The following is a 14861-nucleotide window of genomic DNA, read 5'->3' on the forward strand; positions in this document are numbered from 1 at the left end:
TCTTTTCCCTCACTCTCCTTTCTAAATGCTTGTAAGCTATTGAAATATAAAAAAAGATTGCTACGTTGCAATTTCAACACGACGATTAATATGGTGGATATGGGGCTGAGCACTATTTCTGCACTATTGTTAAGTTGAATTTTAGAGTTAAGACTCTAGAATGGCCTTGGATCAGCCAAAGACAAAGGGTTACTTGGGCATATAAGGGTTTAACAATGAGAATAAAGCCACGAGTGGCAAAGCCGTTTCTTGCTGCTGTTTTAGTGTTATCACCGGGTCTTCATGCGGCACCGGTGACTTTCGCTGAAGCATGGCAGACGGTCGTTATGGGTAATGATGCATTAGCTGCAGAACGAGCCAGTGTTGAGCGAGCTGAGAACCTGCAAGATGCGGCCAGCGATCTCTATCTGCCGCAGCTGAGTGTTTCTGCTAACTATACGCGCTTGGATAAGCCGATAGAGATCGCCCCTTCGGATTTATTAGGCAGTATGCCTGCGGGCGGTGCGATTGCGGCTAACCCCAAATTGCAGCACTTATTGCATGCAGTAGGGATAAATCCTGCTGACTTAGATCGACAGTTCACCTCTCAGTTGACAGATCGCGATATCTTTACCAGTTCGATTCGTGCTATATGGCCGATATTTACCGGCGGTCGAATTGATGCGGCGCAAGATATCGCCAAAGGACAGACAGAAGAAGCGAAGTACTTGCTGGCAATGAAGCAGCAGGCAAAATTTGAAGATTTATCCAAATTTTATTTTGGTGTCGTGTTAACTGAGCAGGTGTTGCAAACCCGTATCGATGTTGAGCAAGGGCTGCAGAAGCATTTAGATCATGCAAGGAAGATGGAGCAGCAAGGCCAGATAGCCAAAGTTGAGCGTCTGCAGGCTGAAGCCTCTTATGATAAAGCCCGTGTAGAGCGTCAAAAATCGGCGCGTGATCTGGAAATTGCTCAAGTTGCGTTAACCAAATTATTAAAACTGACTACTCCTGCGATGCCATCTTCTGGTCTGTTTACCAATGAATCCTTGCCGCCAATGACGGCATTTATTGATAAGACGCTGGCTGACTATCCTGGGTTACGTATTCTCGATGCCAAGAAAAAACAAGCGAATGGTTTAATTGATGTCGAGCAGGGTAAGTATTATCCGGAAGTGTATTTGTATGGTAATTATAGCCTTCATGAAGACGATACCCTTGCCGCAAAAACAGCCCCAGACTGGGCGGTGGGTGTTGGCGTCAGCATTCCGCTTTTAGATCGTTCAGGCCGTTCAGGCAAAGTACAGGCTGCACATAGCGCGGTCAAACAGGTGAACTACCTGCGTGCCCAGGCCGAGCAGGATTTATCGGTACTGGTTGAGAAAACCTATCGAGAAGCGCGTCAGGCGCTGGAAGAGTACGAAGGGCTGGCCTCAAGCCTGACGCTGGCGCAAGAAAATGTTCGCTTGCGTGAAAAAGCCTTTAGCCAGGGGTTGTCTACATCACTTGATGTCGTTGACGCTGAAATGTTTCAGGCGGGTGTCAAAACCCAGCGACTGGCGGCTGCCTATCAATATGTGATTTCACTGTCGCGTTTGCTGGCGGTAAGCGGTGAGATGAACAGTTTCAATCAGTATCAACAATATCAAGGTCTAGAGGTTAAATAATGAGTAAGTTTAAGTCACTCGCTGTTGCTATTCCCGCGGCAGCGCTAGTCGGTTGGGTAGGTTATACCTTCTGGCAGGCTTACCAGCCTCAGCCTGAGCGTATGCAAGGTCAGATTGAAGCTCAGCAATACAATGTTTCGTCGAAAGTACCGGGTCGTATTAATCAGGTACTGGTACGAAAAGGCGAGCAGGTCGAGCGTGGTCAACTGATTTTTACGCTGCTAAGCCCGGAGCTCGATGCCAAACTTGAGCAGGCTAAAGCAGGCGAACAAGCGGCTGGTGCCATGGCTGCACAAGCTGAAAAAGGCGCTCGAAGCCAGGAAATTGAAGCCGCACGCGATCAATGGCAGAAAGCCAAAGCGGCATCTTCTTTGATGGAGAAAACATACAAACGGGTTGATAACCTTTACAAAGATGGTGTGCTCGCTGAGCAGAAACGTGATGAAGCTTACACTCAGTGGCAAGCTGCCCGTTATACCGAACGTGCTGCTTATCAGATGTTCGGAATGGCGCAAGAAGGTGCCCGAGTGGAGACTAAGCGTGCCGCGAATGAAAAAGTGCGTATGGCGGCCGGGGCTGTTGCTGAGGTCGAAGCTTACGCGGCTGATACCAAAGTTGAAAGTTGGCACAACGGTGAGGTGACTCAGATCTTGCTGCATGATGGTGAGTTGGCGCCTCAAGGCTTTCCGGTTGTCAGTGTCATTGACATGAAAGATGCGTGGGCTGTTTTCCATGTCCGTGAAGACAAGTTAACTGCCTATAACCAGGGGGCAGAATTGAGCGTCTCTATTCCTGCTCTGGGTGATGAGCGCTATTCGTTCAAAGTGAGTCATGTTTCCGTGATGGGGGATTTTGCTACCTGGCGTGCAACCGATGCAGCGCAAGGCTTTGATATGCGAACCTTTGAAGTTGAAGCTCGTCCTTCGCTGCCCATTGACGGCCTGCGAGTCGGCATGAGTGTGATAGTAGAGTAGAGATCCCATGGCGTTAACTTCACAGCTCCAACGTGAGTGGCGAATACTGACATCTGATGGCTGGTTGAAAGCATTACTGTTCTGGCTCCCTGTTGTCTTGTTTGTCACGATTTGGGCCATTTTTTCTGCGGGTATCGCCCGGGATCTGGCGATCGGTATCGTTGATCTTGACCATAGCCGGATGTCTCGCGGACTGGTGCGTTATTATGACGCCAGTCCGACGCTAGAGGTGACACAGCAGTTTAACTCAGTCACACAGGGCAGTCAGGCACTGCGAAATGGCGATATTTACGCGCTAGTAGTGATCCCTCATGAGCTAGAAAAAGAGACCATGCTAGGGCGAGTCCCGGATGTGACGGCGTTTTACAACAGTCAGTTCCTCTTGATTGGTAAGTTGATTAATTCTGCAATGAATCAGGCTCAAGGAACCTATACGGCAGCCATTGATACGGTGAAAAATATGGCTGATGGTGCACCGGTTCCACGTCAGGCTCTGGGGCAGGCGGTGCCGGTTCGCAGTCAGATCACGCCGTTGTTTAACAGTAACAGCCACTATGGCCAGTTTTTAGCATCGACAGCGATACCGGCGATCTGGCAGATTTTGATCGTGGCTACCACTGTACTTTCCATGGCCGCAGAGTTCCGCCAGCAGGGGATCCAACCTTGGCTGGCCGCTCATCCGGTACGAAATCTGTTCGCCAAATTAGCACCTTATACGGTCTTATTTTTGGTTCAGGGGGGGCTTTTCCTGTGGGGCTTGTATGGCTTACTGGAATGGCCAATGCGCGGTAGCTGGTTGATTTTAGTGTTTGCCCAGTTAACGATGGTGATTGCCTGCCAAAGTATGGGAGCACTTTTCTTCCTGCTGCCACTGGATGCAACTCGCGCAATGAGTTTAGTTGCCGGTTTCACGGCCCCGGCTTTTGCGTTCATGGGGATCACATTTCCAGTCAGTGATATGCCGCTTCTGGCGCAATTATGGCGAGCGATGTTGCCTGTGAGCCATTATATTGAAATTCAGATTCAGCAAGTGAACTACGGTGCGTCGTTGCTGGCGGTAATGCCTCATTTCGCAGCGCTGATGGGTTTCACTCTGGCGCTTGTTCCGGTGATGTTTAAAATACAGAAACTTGCACGCTCTGAAGCTCGAGACAGAATGCGAAGTGAGCCGGGAAGATCTGAACTTGAAACTGGAGATCTGAGATGAATTGGCGCGCATTATTTAAGTTCGAGCTGAATGCAGTATTCACCAACCCGGCACTGTTATTTACGGTATTTGGTGGGGTGATCATCTATTCGTTTTTGTATCCTCTCCCATACACTCAGCAACTGCCACGGGAACAGACTGTGGCAGTCGTCAATCTCGATAACAGTCAGTTGAGCCGGGAACTGGAACGCATGGTCGATGCGACGCCTCAGGTGAAGATCGCCCAGCATGCATATAGTATCGATCAGGCTAAGGCCCTCCTTATTAACGGTAAAGTGCAAGGTTTACTGGTGATACCAGATAACTTTTACCGCGATTTATTATTGGGTAAAAGTCCGACCTTGGCTTATGCCGGTGATGCGGCTTATTTTCTGGTCTATGGCACCATTGTGGAAGGGGTAGCGAAAGCGGGTGGTACGCTGGGAGCTAAAGCGAAGGTATCACGAATGGTCATGTCAGGGGATAATATTACGTTGGCCTCAGAGCAGTCTTCAGCCATGACGTTGAATATGCGACCGGTATTTAACCCGACCATGGGCTATATCAATTACGTTGTACCTTCGGTGTTCGTTTTGATCCTGCACCAGACGTTATTGATTGCCGTTGCTCTACTCGGGGGCGGACAGAATGAATACCGTCTGCAGGGGCTAACGGGATACTGGCTACGCTATCCTGGATGGCAGGTTATGGTAGTGCGCGCAGCGTTGTTTGTACTGATGTACCTGCCGCTGGTGGCCTATTACTTTGGCTACAGCTTTTCAAGCAACCAAATTAACCGGCAGGCATCGATATCAGATCTGGCCGCTATGACCATTCCCTTCCTGCTGGCAGTGATTTTCCTTGGAATAATCATTGGTCAATTGATCCCGCGACGTGAGTTGGCAACCTTGATCGTCTTGCTCAGCTCTTTCCCGTTGATTTTCTCTGTCGGATTTATCTGGCCGGCATCAGCGATTCCGGCTCCTATTCATGCCTTGGCTCAGCTCGTGCCGTCAACGCCTGCAATTAACGGTTTCCTGAGGTTAAATCAGATGGGAGCCAGCTTTGATCAAGTGATTAATTGGTGGGGGCAACTATGGCTGCAGGTCTTGCTCTACGGCTCAATCGCTGCAGGCTTGATGTGCCGGGCTCAGCGTAGGTCAGAGCCGGTACGGTGTAGACTTTAATGACAAACGGCTAAAAAAAGCGCCACTTTCTTTAATTAGAATCACTGGCGCTTTTTTCTCGTCAGGCCTTTATGGCTTGCGTTGATATTGAATTATTGTTGCTTCGCAGCCTGCTCGGCAGCCATCATGTCTGTCCACGCCTCTGAGCCGTAGAGTGGAACCGTTGAAAGTGAATGCTTATAGCTACCCTGAGTTTCCTTGGTAGAGTAGGACAGGTACATCAAAGTCTTGCTATCTTTATCATAAATACGCCGAATTTTCAGGGTCTTAAACAAAATACTCTTTGAAGCTTTAAAAACCACTTCACCGTTTTTTGAGGTATCGACGTTTTTCATCATATCCGTGGTGATAAAGCCGGTTTGTCGGCAAGCAATTCCCATATCAGAAGGGTCGGCTAAATCGAGATTTCCCTGAACATGACTGATGTGACAGGTTACCCCCGGGATTTCCGGATCGGTGAAAGTCTGGATTTTAATATCTTTAGTGGTGAACATGCCTAAACTGACATCGCCCACTTCATCATCTGAGCAACCAGCTAACAGGGCTGTTGCAGTCAGTAATCCCACAAATAATGGCGCTTTTTTCATTTGATTCTCCAAGTCGGTAAGGGGAGCGCTTATACTTTAAAAGCTTCTAGCATTCATTAGCTTATACTATTTTTGACAAGAAAAGGCGGGGGATTAGTCTTCATCCAGGTTAGCATATAACGATACTCGTTGCTCTGCCATGGTGAATTGCTGAAGGTGTTATTTACTAATCTGGCTGTCATATAGTAACTTCATAATCTGGCACCATATGCGGCTATCACTGAAGGTATCATCACCAATTTAATATAAGCATCTGAAAATAAACTACTTATTCTGATATTAAATACAAGTGAGAATGTTTAAGCAGAGTGACGATGATATTATTTTTTGAGAAAAATAGTCATTTAAACTTTTCTTTAGCAAAAAATGCACATAGGATGATAATTACAGCACGTTATAAAGGCGACGTATTAGCGGAGTATTTTTACACATAGATAGAATCTGGAGGATAAGATGTCAAATATCATAGCTTTTCCAGTAAAAGAGCAGCCAAGAGAGCTAACGCCACTCGAACAAATTGTCGAGCAGGAGCTGCTGGATATCGGTGCCGACCATCAAATGGCAAGAGTGATCATTGAACGAATGGAAAAATTTTTATCACTTGCATCATTTGAGTTTGGGATGAGTATGAAGGTATCGAAAGAGTGTGTAGAAGAAATGCGTAAATCTGTATTCCCGGCAATTTCACAAATGGAAGTTAACATCAAAGATGCGATGGGCGAATTGCTGACGGAACGGGTACTTCACGAAATTCAGCTTTATCAATTAGAACAGCAAGCGTGATTAATTAGATAATCAGCATCAGCAACTAGAACATGACAATTATGGACATTTCAAACAGAAAACCGCTGCCCAAAAGTAGCGGTTTTCTCTTTTGGCTAACAGATCCAGTAAGTAATCGTCACCAGTAAAACCCCGATCGAAATAATGAAGCAGGTGATGGCAATCCAAAAGGAATAGACGTCAGTCGAAACCAACAATTTGGTAATGCTGCCTGAATTGCTCTTTGGTTAAACTCTGTTCTTGTTCCCAGATATCACTGATTTGAGTACCTGAGCCTTTATTTTGCTGAGTATCAAGTGAGGTATTGTTACTGCTCGTCAGCGGCACCCTCACCAGGCATGAAAGTCAGAATATGCTGTTCAGAGGTTAACGTAAGAATATCGTTTTCAAGTGCGGCATTACTCCATTGCTGAAGAGATTTAGTCATTACCGATTCAATGGTCGCTTGATCGTCTTGGATGCAAGCCATTTTAGTGGATCCCATCGCTTTTATCCTGAACTTATTCCCATCAATTTCGGCTTGGCCAAAGAAGCGGTTACAGCCTCCGAAACCGGCTACTTTCAAACTGGAATCAATTGTTATATTCGGAGTGATCCGGGGTTCAGTGATGTTAACCTCTTTTCCATCTACTTTAGTCAGCACCCAACTCTGCTGAATATTTTTTGCTGAAAAACCGCTGGGTGGATTGCTGTCGCAACCGAGTAGCGATAAGGATGCAACTATAACTGCCAGTAACCACTTTTTCATCGTTTAAGCCTTATTCATCAGAGTATTAGTACTAATTTTAGCATATCAAGACTTACTACGGCCGAAGAAGTTTACTTCACCCGAACGAAAGCGAAATCCCTGATCTTTATCTGGAGTATAAGATTGTAGAACGTGTTGGGCTTCACAGTAACTTTCATTTTCGTTGAATGCATCTCGCGTGATATCAATGGTTCGCTCGGCCGCTCTGCGCATGTTGGGATCCACAGTTCTGTCACTAAAGATGATTTGTTGATTAACAATCAGTCGTTCTAATGATTGCCTACATATTTTTTCATTGTGTGGCAATACATTAACGGGTTGGGCAAGCAACTGCGATGAAAAAGGTAGAATCAAGAGGATAATCGTAGTATTTAGTTTAGGCATGGGCTTAATGTGTCAACGGTGCACTGAAATCTTAATAAGAAGCATCATTATATGAACATTGTTCATTATTTCAATGGAAGGGTTGAAATAAGTCTCGCTGAACGAACATCTTGATGTGGTTTGGGTATAGTGTATTGAGACATTTCTGTCTCAATACCAGCGGGCTAATCAAGAAGTGGCAGGGCTGATAAGCATTCACGACACAGGCAGGCGCCAGACTTGATTGCTGAAGTGTTACGTTTGGATAATTCAAAACACCAGCAGGTTGATTTTCCTGCGCTAATGTCACAGTAGGCTGGTTTACCACACTGACTACAGCTGTGCGTTGACCGAATACCCTTGATTTGACCTATTTTATTACTGTGTTGATTATCTGACATATGACGCCATTCTCCAATTTCGGCCATTGTTCGGAAACAACCAATTCAAATCGCTTCATTGTTCTTACATTTTCCAATACAAGGTGTTTTCATTGTTTCTACACTGCGACCTAATACAACGGAGAGCATAATATATCTGTTTCTTGTTCTAGCGTCGATGACGTATACCCAAGTAACTTGGGTATACACTAACGCTTTCGCCAAATTGTCATTTCCGAGAGTGTGTACTGAAACTTACGTTTAGTTTCGCGGATAACAAAGGGGATCTCTTTAACGGCGATTAGCTCAAAGTTGTTGATCAGGGTTTCAGTTAAGCCATCTAAGGTTGTGAAGTTTTCGCCACGTACTTTAATTCCGCCTAACCATTTATCTTTGTCTGTATAGTCTTCCAACCATGTGTAAGGGGACGTTATGACCAGGTAGCCACTGCTATTGATGCGGTGGTGGATGGTCGCCAGAAATTGTTTGGGTTCATTTAGTCGATCAATCAGGTTCGATGCATAGATTAGATCATAGCCTGAATACTGTGGTTTTAAGTTACACGCATCACCCTGGATAAAATTGACCTTATTGATCAGAGCGTCATAACCCAGTTGTGCTAACGACACACTCTTATATTCAACCAGATCGCCTTCTGTGCGAATGGTGTAACGCTTTTCACCATGTTCGGCTAATGCATAAGCTTGCTGAATAAACCGTGCTGAAAAATCAATACCATCAACATGATCAAAGGTTTTGGCTAATTCAAAAGTGGCCCGGCCAACAGAGCAGCCAATATCCAGAGCTTTGGCTGTATGGGTCAATTGAATTTCTTGCTGACATTGCTGTACACCGTTGATACAAAAATTTGGAACAGAGAAATATTCAGTACCGTAGTGAAATTCTAGGTATTGAGAAATGAGCTCGTCAGTTTCATAAATATTCACCCTGGTCATGGTGGCTGGGTCTTGCTTTGATTCTACATACCTAAACCCGGCATGTTGGTAGAAATGGCGCCGGAAGGCGTAACGAGAGGCGCTGATAGCCTCGTTGCCCGTGGAGATCCAGGATCCCCCTTTAATCAGGTTGTGTTTACCATCGAAGGTCGGGGTAGAGAAATCGTCATATAAAGGATGAACCTGAAAGCCGTTAAAGCCATCAATCGGCGTTTCAGTCCATTGCCAGACGTTTCCGATAATATCAAACAGTCCATTGTGTTCGAATCGGTTAACCGGACAAGAGGAGGCGAAATATTCAAGTTGAATATTACCCGGAGCTTCTGACCACTGCGGCGAATCTGTCGTGACATATTCCCGTAAAATAGACCATTCAGCTTCAGTGAGCAGGCGGATGGTCGTTTGAGCTTGCTCTGCTTTCCAGTTACAGAATGCCTTAGCTTCTAATTGATTAACTTCAACAGGCCAATTAAGTGGTAATGGTATTTCTTCTGATAGGTTACGTTGTAACCACTTATTGTCACGATAACGCCAAAAGCGTGGCATAGTCGCTTTTGTGTAAGCAAGCCATGCTTGTCCTTCTTCATTCCAGTAGCGAAACTGGTTATAGCCGTCTGTTTGCACGAAAGCCAGATACTCCTGATTAGAAACCAGGTATTTCGCGGCTCTAAAGTCTTCAACCGTAAAACTCTGCTCGCCGTATTCGTTATCCCAACCGTAGGTATGGTTATCTGCCTTCTTACCCAAAGTGATTGTTTTTCCTGCCACAGGAAGAAGATGGTTTGGTTCGGCTTCGTCACTATCGGTACAGGCTGTCCATTCCGGGTGAGGGGTAACGTCGTCGAGCGGGAGCTGACGAATGATCACGGATGAGGTTTCGAGGTGAATGCGTTCATGTTCAATGCCCATTAAAATAACCCAGGCCGGATCAGACTGACGGATTGGTAATTCAAGCGACATTTCATCTATAAATGCATTAACCCTGTAATTAACTTGATTACGATAATTTCGAACAGCATCTACTGATGGCCAATGGTAGTGTGTTTCATCAAGATCATCCCATGACATTTCATCAACACCGATGGCGAACATCGATTCAAAGTGTTCATTAATCCGATGTTCTATGAATTTTCCAAGCTTTAGCTTGTTGATATAGAAGGTTGCAGTGTGACCAAAATAGAAGATCAGGGGGTGGCGAAGTGGTTCCGCTATTTTAAAATAGGCGTCATCGTTGTTAACGACTTCAAACAGTGATTCATACAGGGCCCAAGTTTGATTAAAGTAGCGTTTGAGCTCCAGACGCTTACTTTCTGTATCTGTGCCTGTCAGTAAGATGGTCTGAGTATTTCTGATTAATTGTGTATCCATGTGCCAGCCGAACTCCGTAACAAAGAGACGTATACCCATAGGTGATGGGAGTTTAAAATCTAGTTCACATTCAGTGATAATTACAGTCTAACTAGCGGTAATGACAGTCAGACATCACTACCTTGCCTGTTGAAATATTAACTTGGATGGCGTTTAGATGAATAGCGGAAGAATTTTTTGCCATACTTGAAGTACACTGTCATTGGTACAGGAAGATAAGATTGAAAAAGGCTTTGACCATACCGACATGGACTTTAGTCGGCATTGGCTTGGTGTTAAATGTGGTATCGGCGTTGATGACCAATTTTTATATTGATGATGCAACTCGTCAGGCAAATTCCCTTATCCAGCAGCAAGCTAATAATGACAAATTAATTACACTTATCTGGCAACAAGTTGAAACTGTTGAGCGTAAACGCGAGCATGTTTTAGGGTTGATGGCGAATCGTGACTTAATGAATAAGCCGTTAGCACCTGAGATTATGGAGCAAGTGATAAGTGATTTAAACTATTGGATAAAAAATGGAGTTCCAATATTATCATTAGATGGCATTCCTTCATTAATGGTTGAATTAAATCAGGTGCAAGTTGAACAGAGAGATAAAATAAACCATCTATATGTGGAAAACTTGAATTTAATTGACTTGTATTCAGATGAGATGAAATATATTTCCCGGCTTAGGAATCTAGCTTTATTTTTGCAAGTAATAGGCTTGGGATTGGTACTGTCAAGAGATCTGAGTCGTCGTTAATATATACCCAAATGACTTCAATATGCACGCAGGGTCACTCCCAAAGGGCGAGTTCCTGTTTTATTGACAAATAAGGGGCTCCTATGCTGCATTGCTGATTTTTGCGTAGAATAACTATGTCTTAAAATCAGCGTGTTACCTAGAAGCTTAAATTCTCGCTGAGACGAGTATCTTGAAGTCATTTGGGGATATTAGTAAGAAAAAGTAAGCCCCAGAATATTCTGGGGCTTGGGATTAGTAATTATTTATTGGTAGAGTGGAATGCAAAACGAGATGATTCCTTACCAGTTTCAGTTTTTGCTTTGTATTTAACGGAACGCGAGCTTTCAAGTGTCAATGGAATGAAAACTCGGCCACTTTCATCGGTTTGGTAGCTTTGTTTTTGTTGGGGAACATTAGCTACAGAAACTGAAGCATTGGCTGCTGGTTTACCATTTTCAGTGATAGTAACCCAGGCGCCGTTATGAGTGTCTGCAACTCTGATGTCTGCAAATGCTGAAGAAGACATTAGAATCACAGCTGTAGCTGTTAGTACTTTCAAGCTAGACATAATCTTCACCTCATCGTTGGCAGTAAATACCAATTTGTTATAAGTATATTTGTCCACAATCACTTAATAAGACCTATTGAACACAAATATATTTCAAAAAAACAATTAAAATCAAAGATGCTTTAATAACAGATGGTTAGACCAAATACTGTGATTTTCAAATAAGCTTGGTCATCTATGTGCATATAAAGCAATTCTAAAATTTTGCTTAATCATGCCTGTTGCTTATTACATCACTATCGATATGAGTATAGTCATATCGATAGCAATACGGTTGGTTTTTTTCTATCAGGAAATTTTTTGTTATTTCTATTGTGATGAATTATTTGGAAATAAAAGCTGTTTTCTATATGTAACTAAATGTTAGATAGATAATTATGTTAATGATGAAATATCAAATATGATTTTTTTTAATATTGCTCTTATAAAAATGTCGTAATAAAAGTTAGTTTTATAAAATGCAAGTGCTGATGTTTGATATAATACGATATAGGTGACCGATATAAATATTCAGGTAAACAACAATAAGCAGAACCCCGATTACATATTCAGTTGATCAACAATATAGCCGGCAATCGGAAAGCATGAGGTTGCGGCCGGTGAAGGGGCATTACAGACAACTAAAGCGCGTTTAGTACGGTGGAAGAGAAAATCATCAATTAATCGCCCCTTCTTATCGACAGCCTGAGCACGAATACCAGGCGGGTAAGGTTGTAAATCATTCAGTTTCAGCTGAGGACAATACTTCTGTACCTGCTTTAAATACGCGGGTTTCCAGAGGCTATTTGTTAATTCTGTTAAAGCCGAGCGGAAGTGCTGATGAATAACTTTCCTGAAACCGGGGAAAGTGAACATTTCAGTACAGTCTTTAAGGTGCACGCTATGTTTGTTATAGCCTTCGCGTGAGAAGTTAATAACGGCATTGGGCCCGACGGTCACACTACCATCAATCATACGGGTCAGGTGAACGCCTAAGAAAGGTAAATCCGGATCAGGAATTGGATAAATTAAGTGGTTTATCAGCTGATTGTGAACTTTAGGGAGTTGGTAGTAATCACCACGGAAAGGAATGATCTGGAATTCGGGTTCATCACCGAGTAGCCTGACGATACGATCTGCCATCAGTCCGCCGCAGGCCAGTAATTTATTGCAACGCAGGGTCACATCGTTAGCCACAACGGTTACGCCATTGTGCGTTTCATCAATGTAGGTAACTTGGTGGTTGAACAGTACTTGGCCTCCGGCTTGTTTAATCAACTTAACCAGTTTTAGGCATATTTGTCGATAATCGACAATGCCCGTCGCAGGGATCAACAACGCACCAAGCCCCGTGATATTAGGTTCTTTTTGTACCAGTTCAGCATGATCGAGGATCTTAAACTCAATATCATTCAGCACTGCCCGTTCGGCCAGATCCTGCATTCGTTTCAGTTCGATCTGAGTCGTTGCGACCAAGAGCTTGCCACATTCACCAAATGGAATGTGGTGTTGCTGACAGAATTGTTTGATGGCTATGTTACCCTGCCGGCAGAACTGAGCTTTTAAACTGCCAGGAGTGTAATAAACCCCGGCATGGATGACACCACTATTATGGCCTGTTTGATGAAAGCCCGGGGCCATTTCTTTCTCGACCACAACCACATGGCATTCTGGTTGGCGCTTCTGCAACTCATAGGCGGTACTCAAACCGATAATGCCTGCGCCAATGACTAAATAGTCACAATGGATCATGTAAGCACCTATGGTGAAGAAAATTGATAGCAATAATCCTAGTCGATATAACCGACGATAACTGTGCTATGGCTGGTAAAACAATAGATTAGTGATGTGAATACATGAAAACAATATTTTGCAAACAGAGCTAATACCAATTTAATTTAATAGTGGTGATTTTCTGCTTTTGTCATCATATTTAGTTCATAATATTCCAAATTTTCAGTGATCATATTAACCCTGGTTGCATCGATTTTTGTGGTGATATGCTGCATACCGATTTTTTGCATTACTTTTCCAGGTGCAGGGTCACGACTTAAATGCTGGGCATAGATAACATCTAAATTGAGTCGTTTGAAACCAAATTCAGTGACGCGTTCAGCAGCTTCCGTACAGAAGCCCAGTCCCCAGAATGGCACGCCGATCCAGTAGCCGAGCTGGGCTTTGTGCTCATAAATATTATGCAAGCCAACGCAGCCAATAAGCTGATAAGTCGACTTGAGTGTAATGGCATAAATAGCGGATTCCTGACTTTGCCAGCCCGCCAGATGTTTGCCAATCCATTGGCCGGCTATACCATCATCATAAGGATGAGGAATATTGATCGTACCGTTGGCAATACTTCGATCGCCAGCTAATAGCTGCACTTTATTGGCATCGGAAAGCTGAAGCGGTCGTAAAATGAGCCTTTCTGTTGTCAAAAGAGGCTGTTGTCCCATGAGTTCATCCCAGAATGTAAAGTTACGATTTAATACTTTGCAGCTATAAAATCGGTTTCATACTTGGAATAATATTGACCAGATCAAAGATGTACTCAAATAATTTAACCGGAAAGTATGACATTCCTATTATTATTAGGTGAAACACAGTGAAACTGCTATTCATTCAGATGGCTGCCTGACTAGAAGCCAATGAGTTCCCGCGGAACTCAGCATTTTGACGTGGGTTGGGTATATGTGAATCGATATCTCTAATATAACCCGTCAGCGTTTCCATTCAGACTCTCCAAGTTGGGCAATATGCGATAAAGCATTTTTGATGTCTTTTTCTAATAAATATTTGATAAGCCAACCTGTTCCTTTGATCTTTGGCGAAAAGTTAATCCGATAATGGATCAGGCTTTGGTTAGCATTGATATTTTGAAAGCGGATCCACCCGCCGTGTTCTTTGACAGGGCCACCTTGAATAATTTTGTAGTGGAGGTGTTCGTTTTCCTTGTAATCAATAATTTGTTCTTGAAAAGTAAATGGTCCAGTCGTGACTTCTCTGATAGCGCCAATTCCATTGGCCTCAGGCTTTCCCTGCCTGACTAATGAAAACTCAGCATTAAAGAAACGGCCTAAGTTTTCATGGTCAGAGAGCAGGTGAAACAGAACGTTTTTCGGCACATTAGCTGTTTGTTCTAATGTGATAGTGTGGATGGCCATTTATCCTAACCTCTATTCACGTTGTGATGGGAATGCTAACAAAATGTAAATGAGAGTCAAGGTTTTGTGGGAAATCATTTCTGGCAATTTTTTCTAAAAATCAGAGGATTAGTTAGATTGTTGGTTTTGGTGGTAGGGCTACTGGTTTTTACGTGTAATCAAAAGGTTCGGGTATATAGATATGCACTATAGAGCAGGTTTGTATCTACAAAATCATATATAACCCGACAGTATTGGTGCA

At 43.8% G+C, this 14861-nt stretch carries 15 protein-coding genes; 6 read left to right on the forward strand and 9 right to left on the reverse strand.

Going from position 1 to position 14861, the window contains the following annotated elements:
* The first annotated feature begins 215 nt into the window (after positions 1 to 215).
* The 4 genes from C9I89_RS09985 to C9I89_RS10000 are packed head-to-tail and all read left to right on the forward strand — an operon-like array spanning position 216 to position 4993.
* Positions 216 to 1646 (forward strand): TolC family protein, encoded by a 1431-nt coding sequence (locus C9I89_RS09985; RefSeq protein WP_107283212.1) that lies wholly within the window; start codon positions 216 to 218, stop codon positions 1644 to 1646.
* Complete coding sequence (locus C9I89_RS09990) at positions 1646 to 2620, forward strand: HlyD family secretion protein (protein WP_107283213.1); 975 nt, start codon at positions 1646 to 1648, stop codon at positions 2618 to 2620. Before C9I89_RS09985 ends, C9I89_RS09990 begins: the two co-directional genes overlap by 1 nt.
* Before the next feature lie 7 nt (positions 2621 to 2627).
* Entirely contained in the window at positions 2628 to 3827 is a 1200-nt protein-coding gene (locus C9I89_RS09995) for an ABC transporter permease (protein ID WP_107283214.1), read from the forward strand.
* Complete coding sequence (locus C9I89_RS10000; protein WP_107283215.1) at positions 3824 to 4993, forward strand: ABC transporter permease; 1170 nt, start codon at positions 3824 to 3826, stop codon at positions 4991 to 4993. The genes C9I89_RS09995 and C9I89_RS10000 overlap by 4 nt, the downstream gene beginning before the upstream one ends.
* A gap of 92 nt (positions 4994 to 5085) precedes the next feature.
* Here C9I89_RS10000 and C9I89_RS10005 read toward each other — a convergent pair whose 3' ends face one another.
* A complete protein-coding gene (locus tag C9I89_RS10005; protein ID WP_107283216.1) occupies positions 5086 to 5580 on the reverse strand; it encodes a CreA family protein in 495 nt (164 codons plus the stop codon).
* Between the two features lie 453 nt (positions 5581 to 6033).
* Between C9I89_RS10005 and C9I89_RS10010 the strand changes: the two genes are divergently transcribed.
* Positions 6034 to 6363: a hypothetical protein gene (locus C9I89_RS10010; protein ID WP_107283217.1), complete on the forward strand. Its 330-nt coding sequence runs from the start codon at positions 6034 to 6036 to the stop codon at positions 6361 to 6363.
* A 307-nt stretch (positions 6364 to 6670) separates the two neighbouring features.
* Here C9I89_RS10010 and C9I89_RS10015 read toward each other — a convergent pair whose 3' ends face one another.
* The 4 genes from C9I89_RS10015 to ovoA form a co-directional block, all read right to left on the reverse strand.
* Positions 6671 to 7111 (reverse strand): META domain-containing protein, encoded by a 441-nt coding sequence (locus tag C9I89_RS10015; RefSeq protein WP_107283218.1) that lies wholly within the window; start codon positions 7109 to 7111, stop codon positions 6671 to 6673.
* A 45-nt stretch (positions 7112 to 7156) separates the two neighbouring features.
* Complete coding sequence (locus tag C9I89_RS22510) at positions 7157 to 7324, reverse strand: hypothetical protein (RefSeq protein WP_170107678.1); 168 nt, start codon at positions 7322 to 7324, stop codon at positions 7157 to 7159.
* 335 nt (positions 7325 to 7659) lie between these two features.
* Positions 7660 to 7920, reverse strand: coding sequence for a cysteine-rich CWC family protein (locus tag C9I89_RS10020; protein WP_245905470.1), 261 nt, complete (start codon positions 7918 to 7920; stop codon positions 7660 to 7662).
* 143 nt (positions 7921 to 8063) lie between these two features.
* Positions 8064 to 10178, reverse strand: a complete 2115-nt coding sequence (gene ovoA / locus C9I89_RS10025; RefSeq protein ID WP_170107679.1) for a 5-histidylcysteine sulfoxide synthase — start codon at positions 10176 to 10178, stop codon at positions 8064 to 8066.
* A gap of 221 nt (positions 10179 to 10399) precedes the next feature.
* On the opposite strand from ovoA, the gene C9I89_RS10030 reads away from it, so the two are divergent.
* Positions 10400 to 10930, forward strand: coding sequence for a hypothetical protein (locus C9I89_RS10030; RefSeq protein ID WP_107283220.1), 531 nt, complete (start codon positions 10400 to 10402; stop codon positions 10928 to 10930).
* A 241-nt stretch (positions 10931 to 11171) separates the two neighbouring features.
* On the opposite strand, the gene C9I89_RS10035 is transcribed toward C9I89_RS10030, so the two are convergent.
* From C9I89_RS10035 to C9I89_RS10050, 4 genes are all read right to left on the reverse strand, one after another.
* Positions 11172 to 11480 (reverse strand): hypothetical protein, encoded by a 309-nt coding sequence (locus C9I89_RS10035; protein WP_107283366.1) that lies wholly within the window; start codon positions 11478 to 11480, stop codon positions 11172 to 11174.
* Between the two features lie 540 nt (positions 11481 to 12020).
* Entirely contained in the window at positions 12021 to 13211 is a 1191-nt protein-coding gene (lhgO, locus tag C9I89_RS10040; protein WP_107283221.1) for an L-2-hydroxyglutarate oxidase, read from the reverse strand.
* 146 nt (positions 13212 to 13357) lie between these two features.
* Positions 13358 to 13912, reverse strand: coding sequence for a GNAT family N-acetyltransferase (locus C9I89_RS10045; protein ID WP_107283222.1), 555 nt, complete (start codon positions 13910 to 13912; stop codon positions 13358 to 13360).
* Positions 13913 to 14176: 264 nt separating this feature from the next.
* The gene (locus C9I89_RS10050; RefSeq protein WP_107283223.1) at positions 14177 to 14620 is read right to left on the reverse strand and encodes an SRPBCC family protein; all 444 of its coding nucleotides are present in this window, start codon (positions 14618 to 14620) and stop codon (positions 14177 to 14179) included.
* Positions 14621 to 14861 lie beyond the last annotated feature (241 nt).

It is taken from the genome of Photobacterium lipolyticum, from assembly GCF_003026475.1.
Taxonomy (GTDB): Bacteria; Pseudomonadota; Gammaproteobacteria; order Enterobacterales; family Vibrionaceae; genus Photobacterium; species Photobacterium lipolyticum.

What these genes read in the sequence shown, in the direction of transcription:
- C9I89_RS22510 (WP_170107678.1), bottom strand. Translation starts at nt 7,324, where the DNA reads ATGCGCAGAGCGGCCGAGCGAACCATTGATATCACGCGAGATGCATTC.
- C9I89_RS10005 (WP_107283216.1), bottom strand. Translation starts at nt 5,580, where the DNA reads ATGAAAAAAGCGCCATTATTTGTGGGATTACTGACTGCAACAGCCCTG.
- C9I89_RS10050 (WP_107283223.1), bottom strand. Translation starts at nt 14,620, where the DNA reads ATGGCCATCCACACTATCACATTAGAACAAACAGCTAATGTGCCGAAA.
- C9I89_RS09995 (WP_107283214.1), top strand. Translation starts at nt 2,628, where the DNA reads ATGGCGTTAACTTCACAGCTCCAACGTGAGTGGCGAATACTGACATCT.
- C9I89_RS09985 (WP_107283212.1), top strand. Translation starts at nt 216, where the DNA reads ATGAGAATAAAGCCACGAGTGGCAAAGCCGTTTCTTGCTGCTGTTTTA.
- ovoA (WP_170107679.1), bottom strand. Translation starts at nt 10,178, where the DNA reads ATGGATACACAATTAATCAGAAATACTCAGACCATCTTACTGACAGGC.
- C9I89_RS10000 (WP_107283215.1), top strand. Translation starts at nt 3,824, where the DNA reads ATGAATTGGCGCGCATTATTTAAGTTCGAGCTGAATGCAGTATTCACC.
- C9I89_RS10045 (WP_107283222.1), bottom strand. Translation starts at nt 13,912, where the DNA reads ATGGGACAACAGCCTCTTTTGACAACAGAAAGGCTCATTTTACGACCG.
- C9I89_RS09990 (WP_107283213.1), top strand. Translation starts at nt 1,646, where the DNA reads ATGAGTAAGTTTAAGTCACTCGCTGTTGCTATTCCCGCGGCAGCGCTA.
- C9I89_RS10015 (WP_107283218.1), bottom strand. Translation starts at nt 7,111, where the DNA reads ATGAAAAAGTGGTTACTGGCAGTTATAGTTGCATCCTTATCGCTACTC.
- lhgO (WP_107283221.1), bottom strand. Translation starts at nt 13,211, where the DNA reads ATGATCCATTGTGACTATTTAGTCATTGGCGCAGGCATTATCGGTTTG.
- C9I89_RS10035 (WP_107283366.1), bottom strand. Translation starts at nt 11,480, where the DNA reads ATGTCTAGCTTGAAAGTACTAACAGCTACAGCTGTGATTCTAATGTCT.
- C9I89_RS10010 (WP_107283217.1), top strand. Translation starts at nt 6,034, where the DNA reads ATGTCAAATATCATAGCTTTTCCAGTAAAAGAGCAGCCAAGAGAGCTA.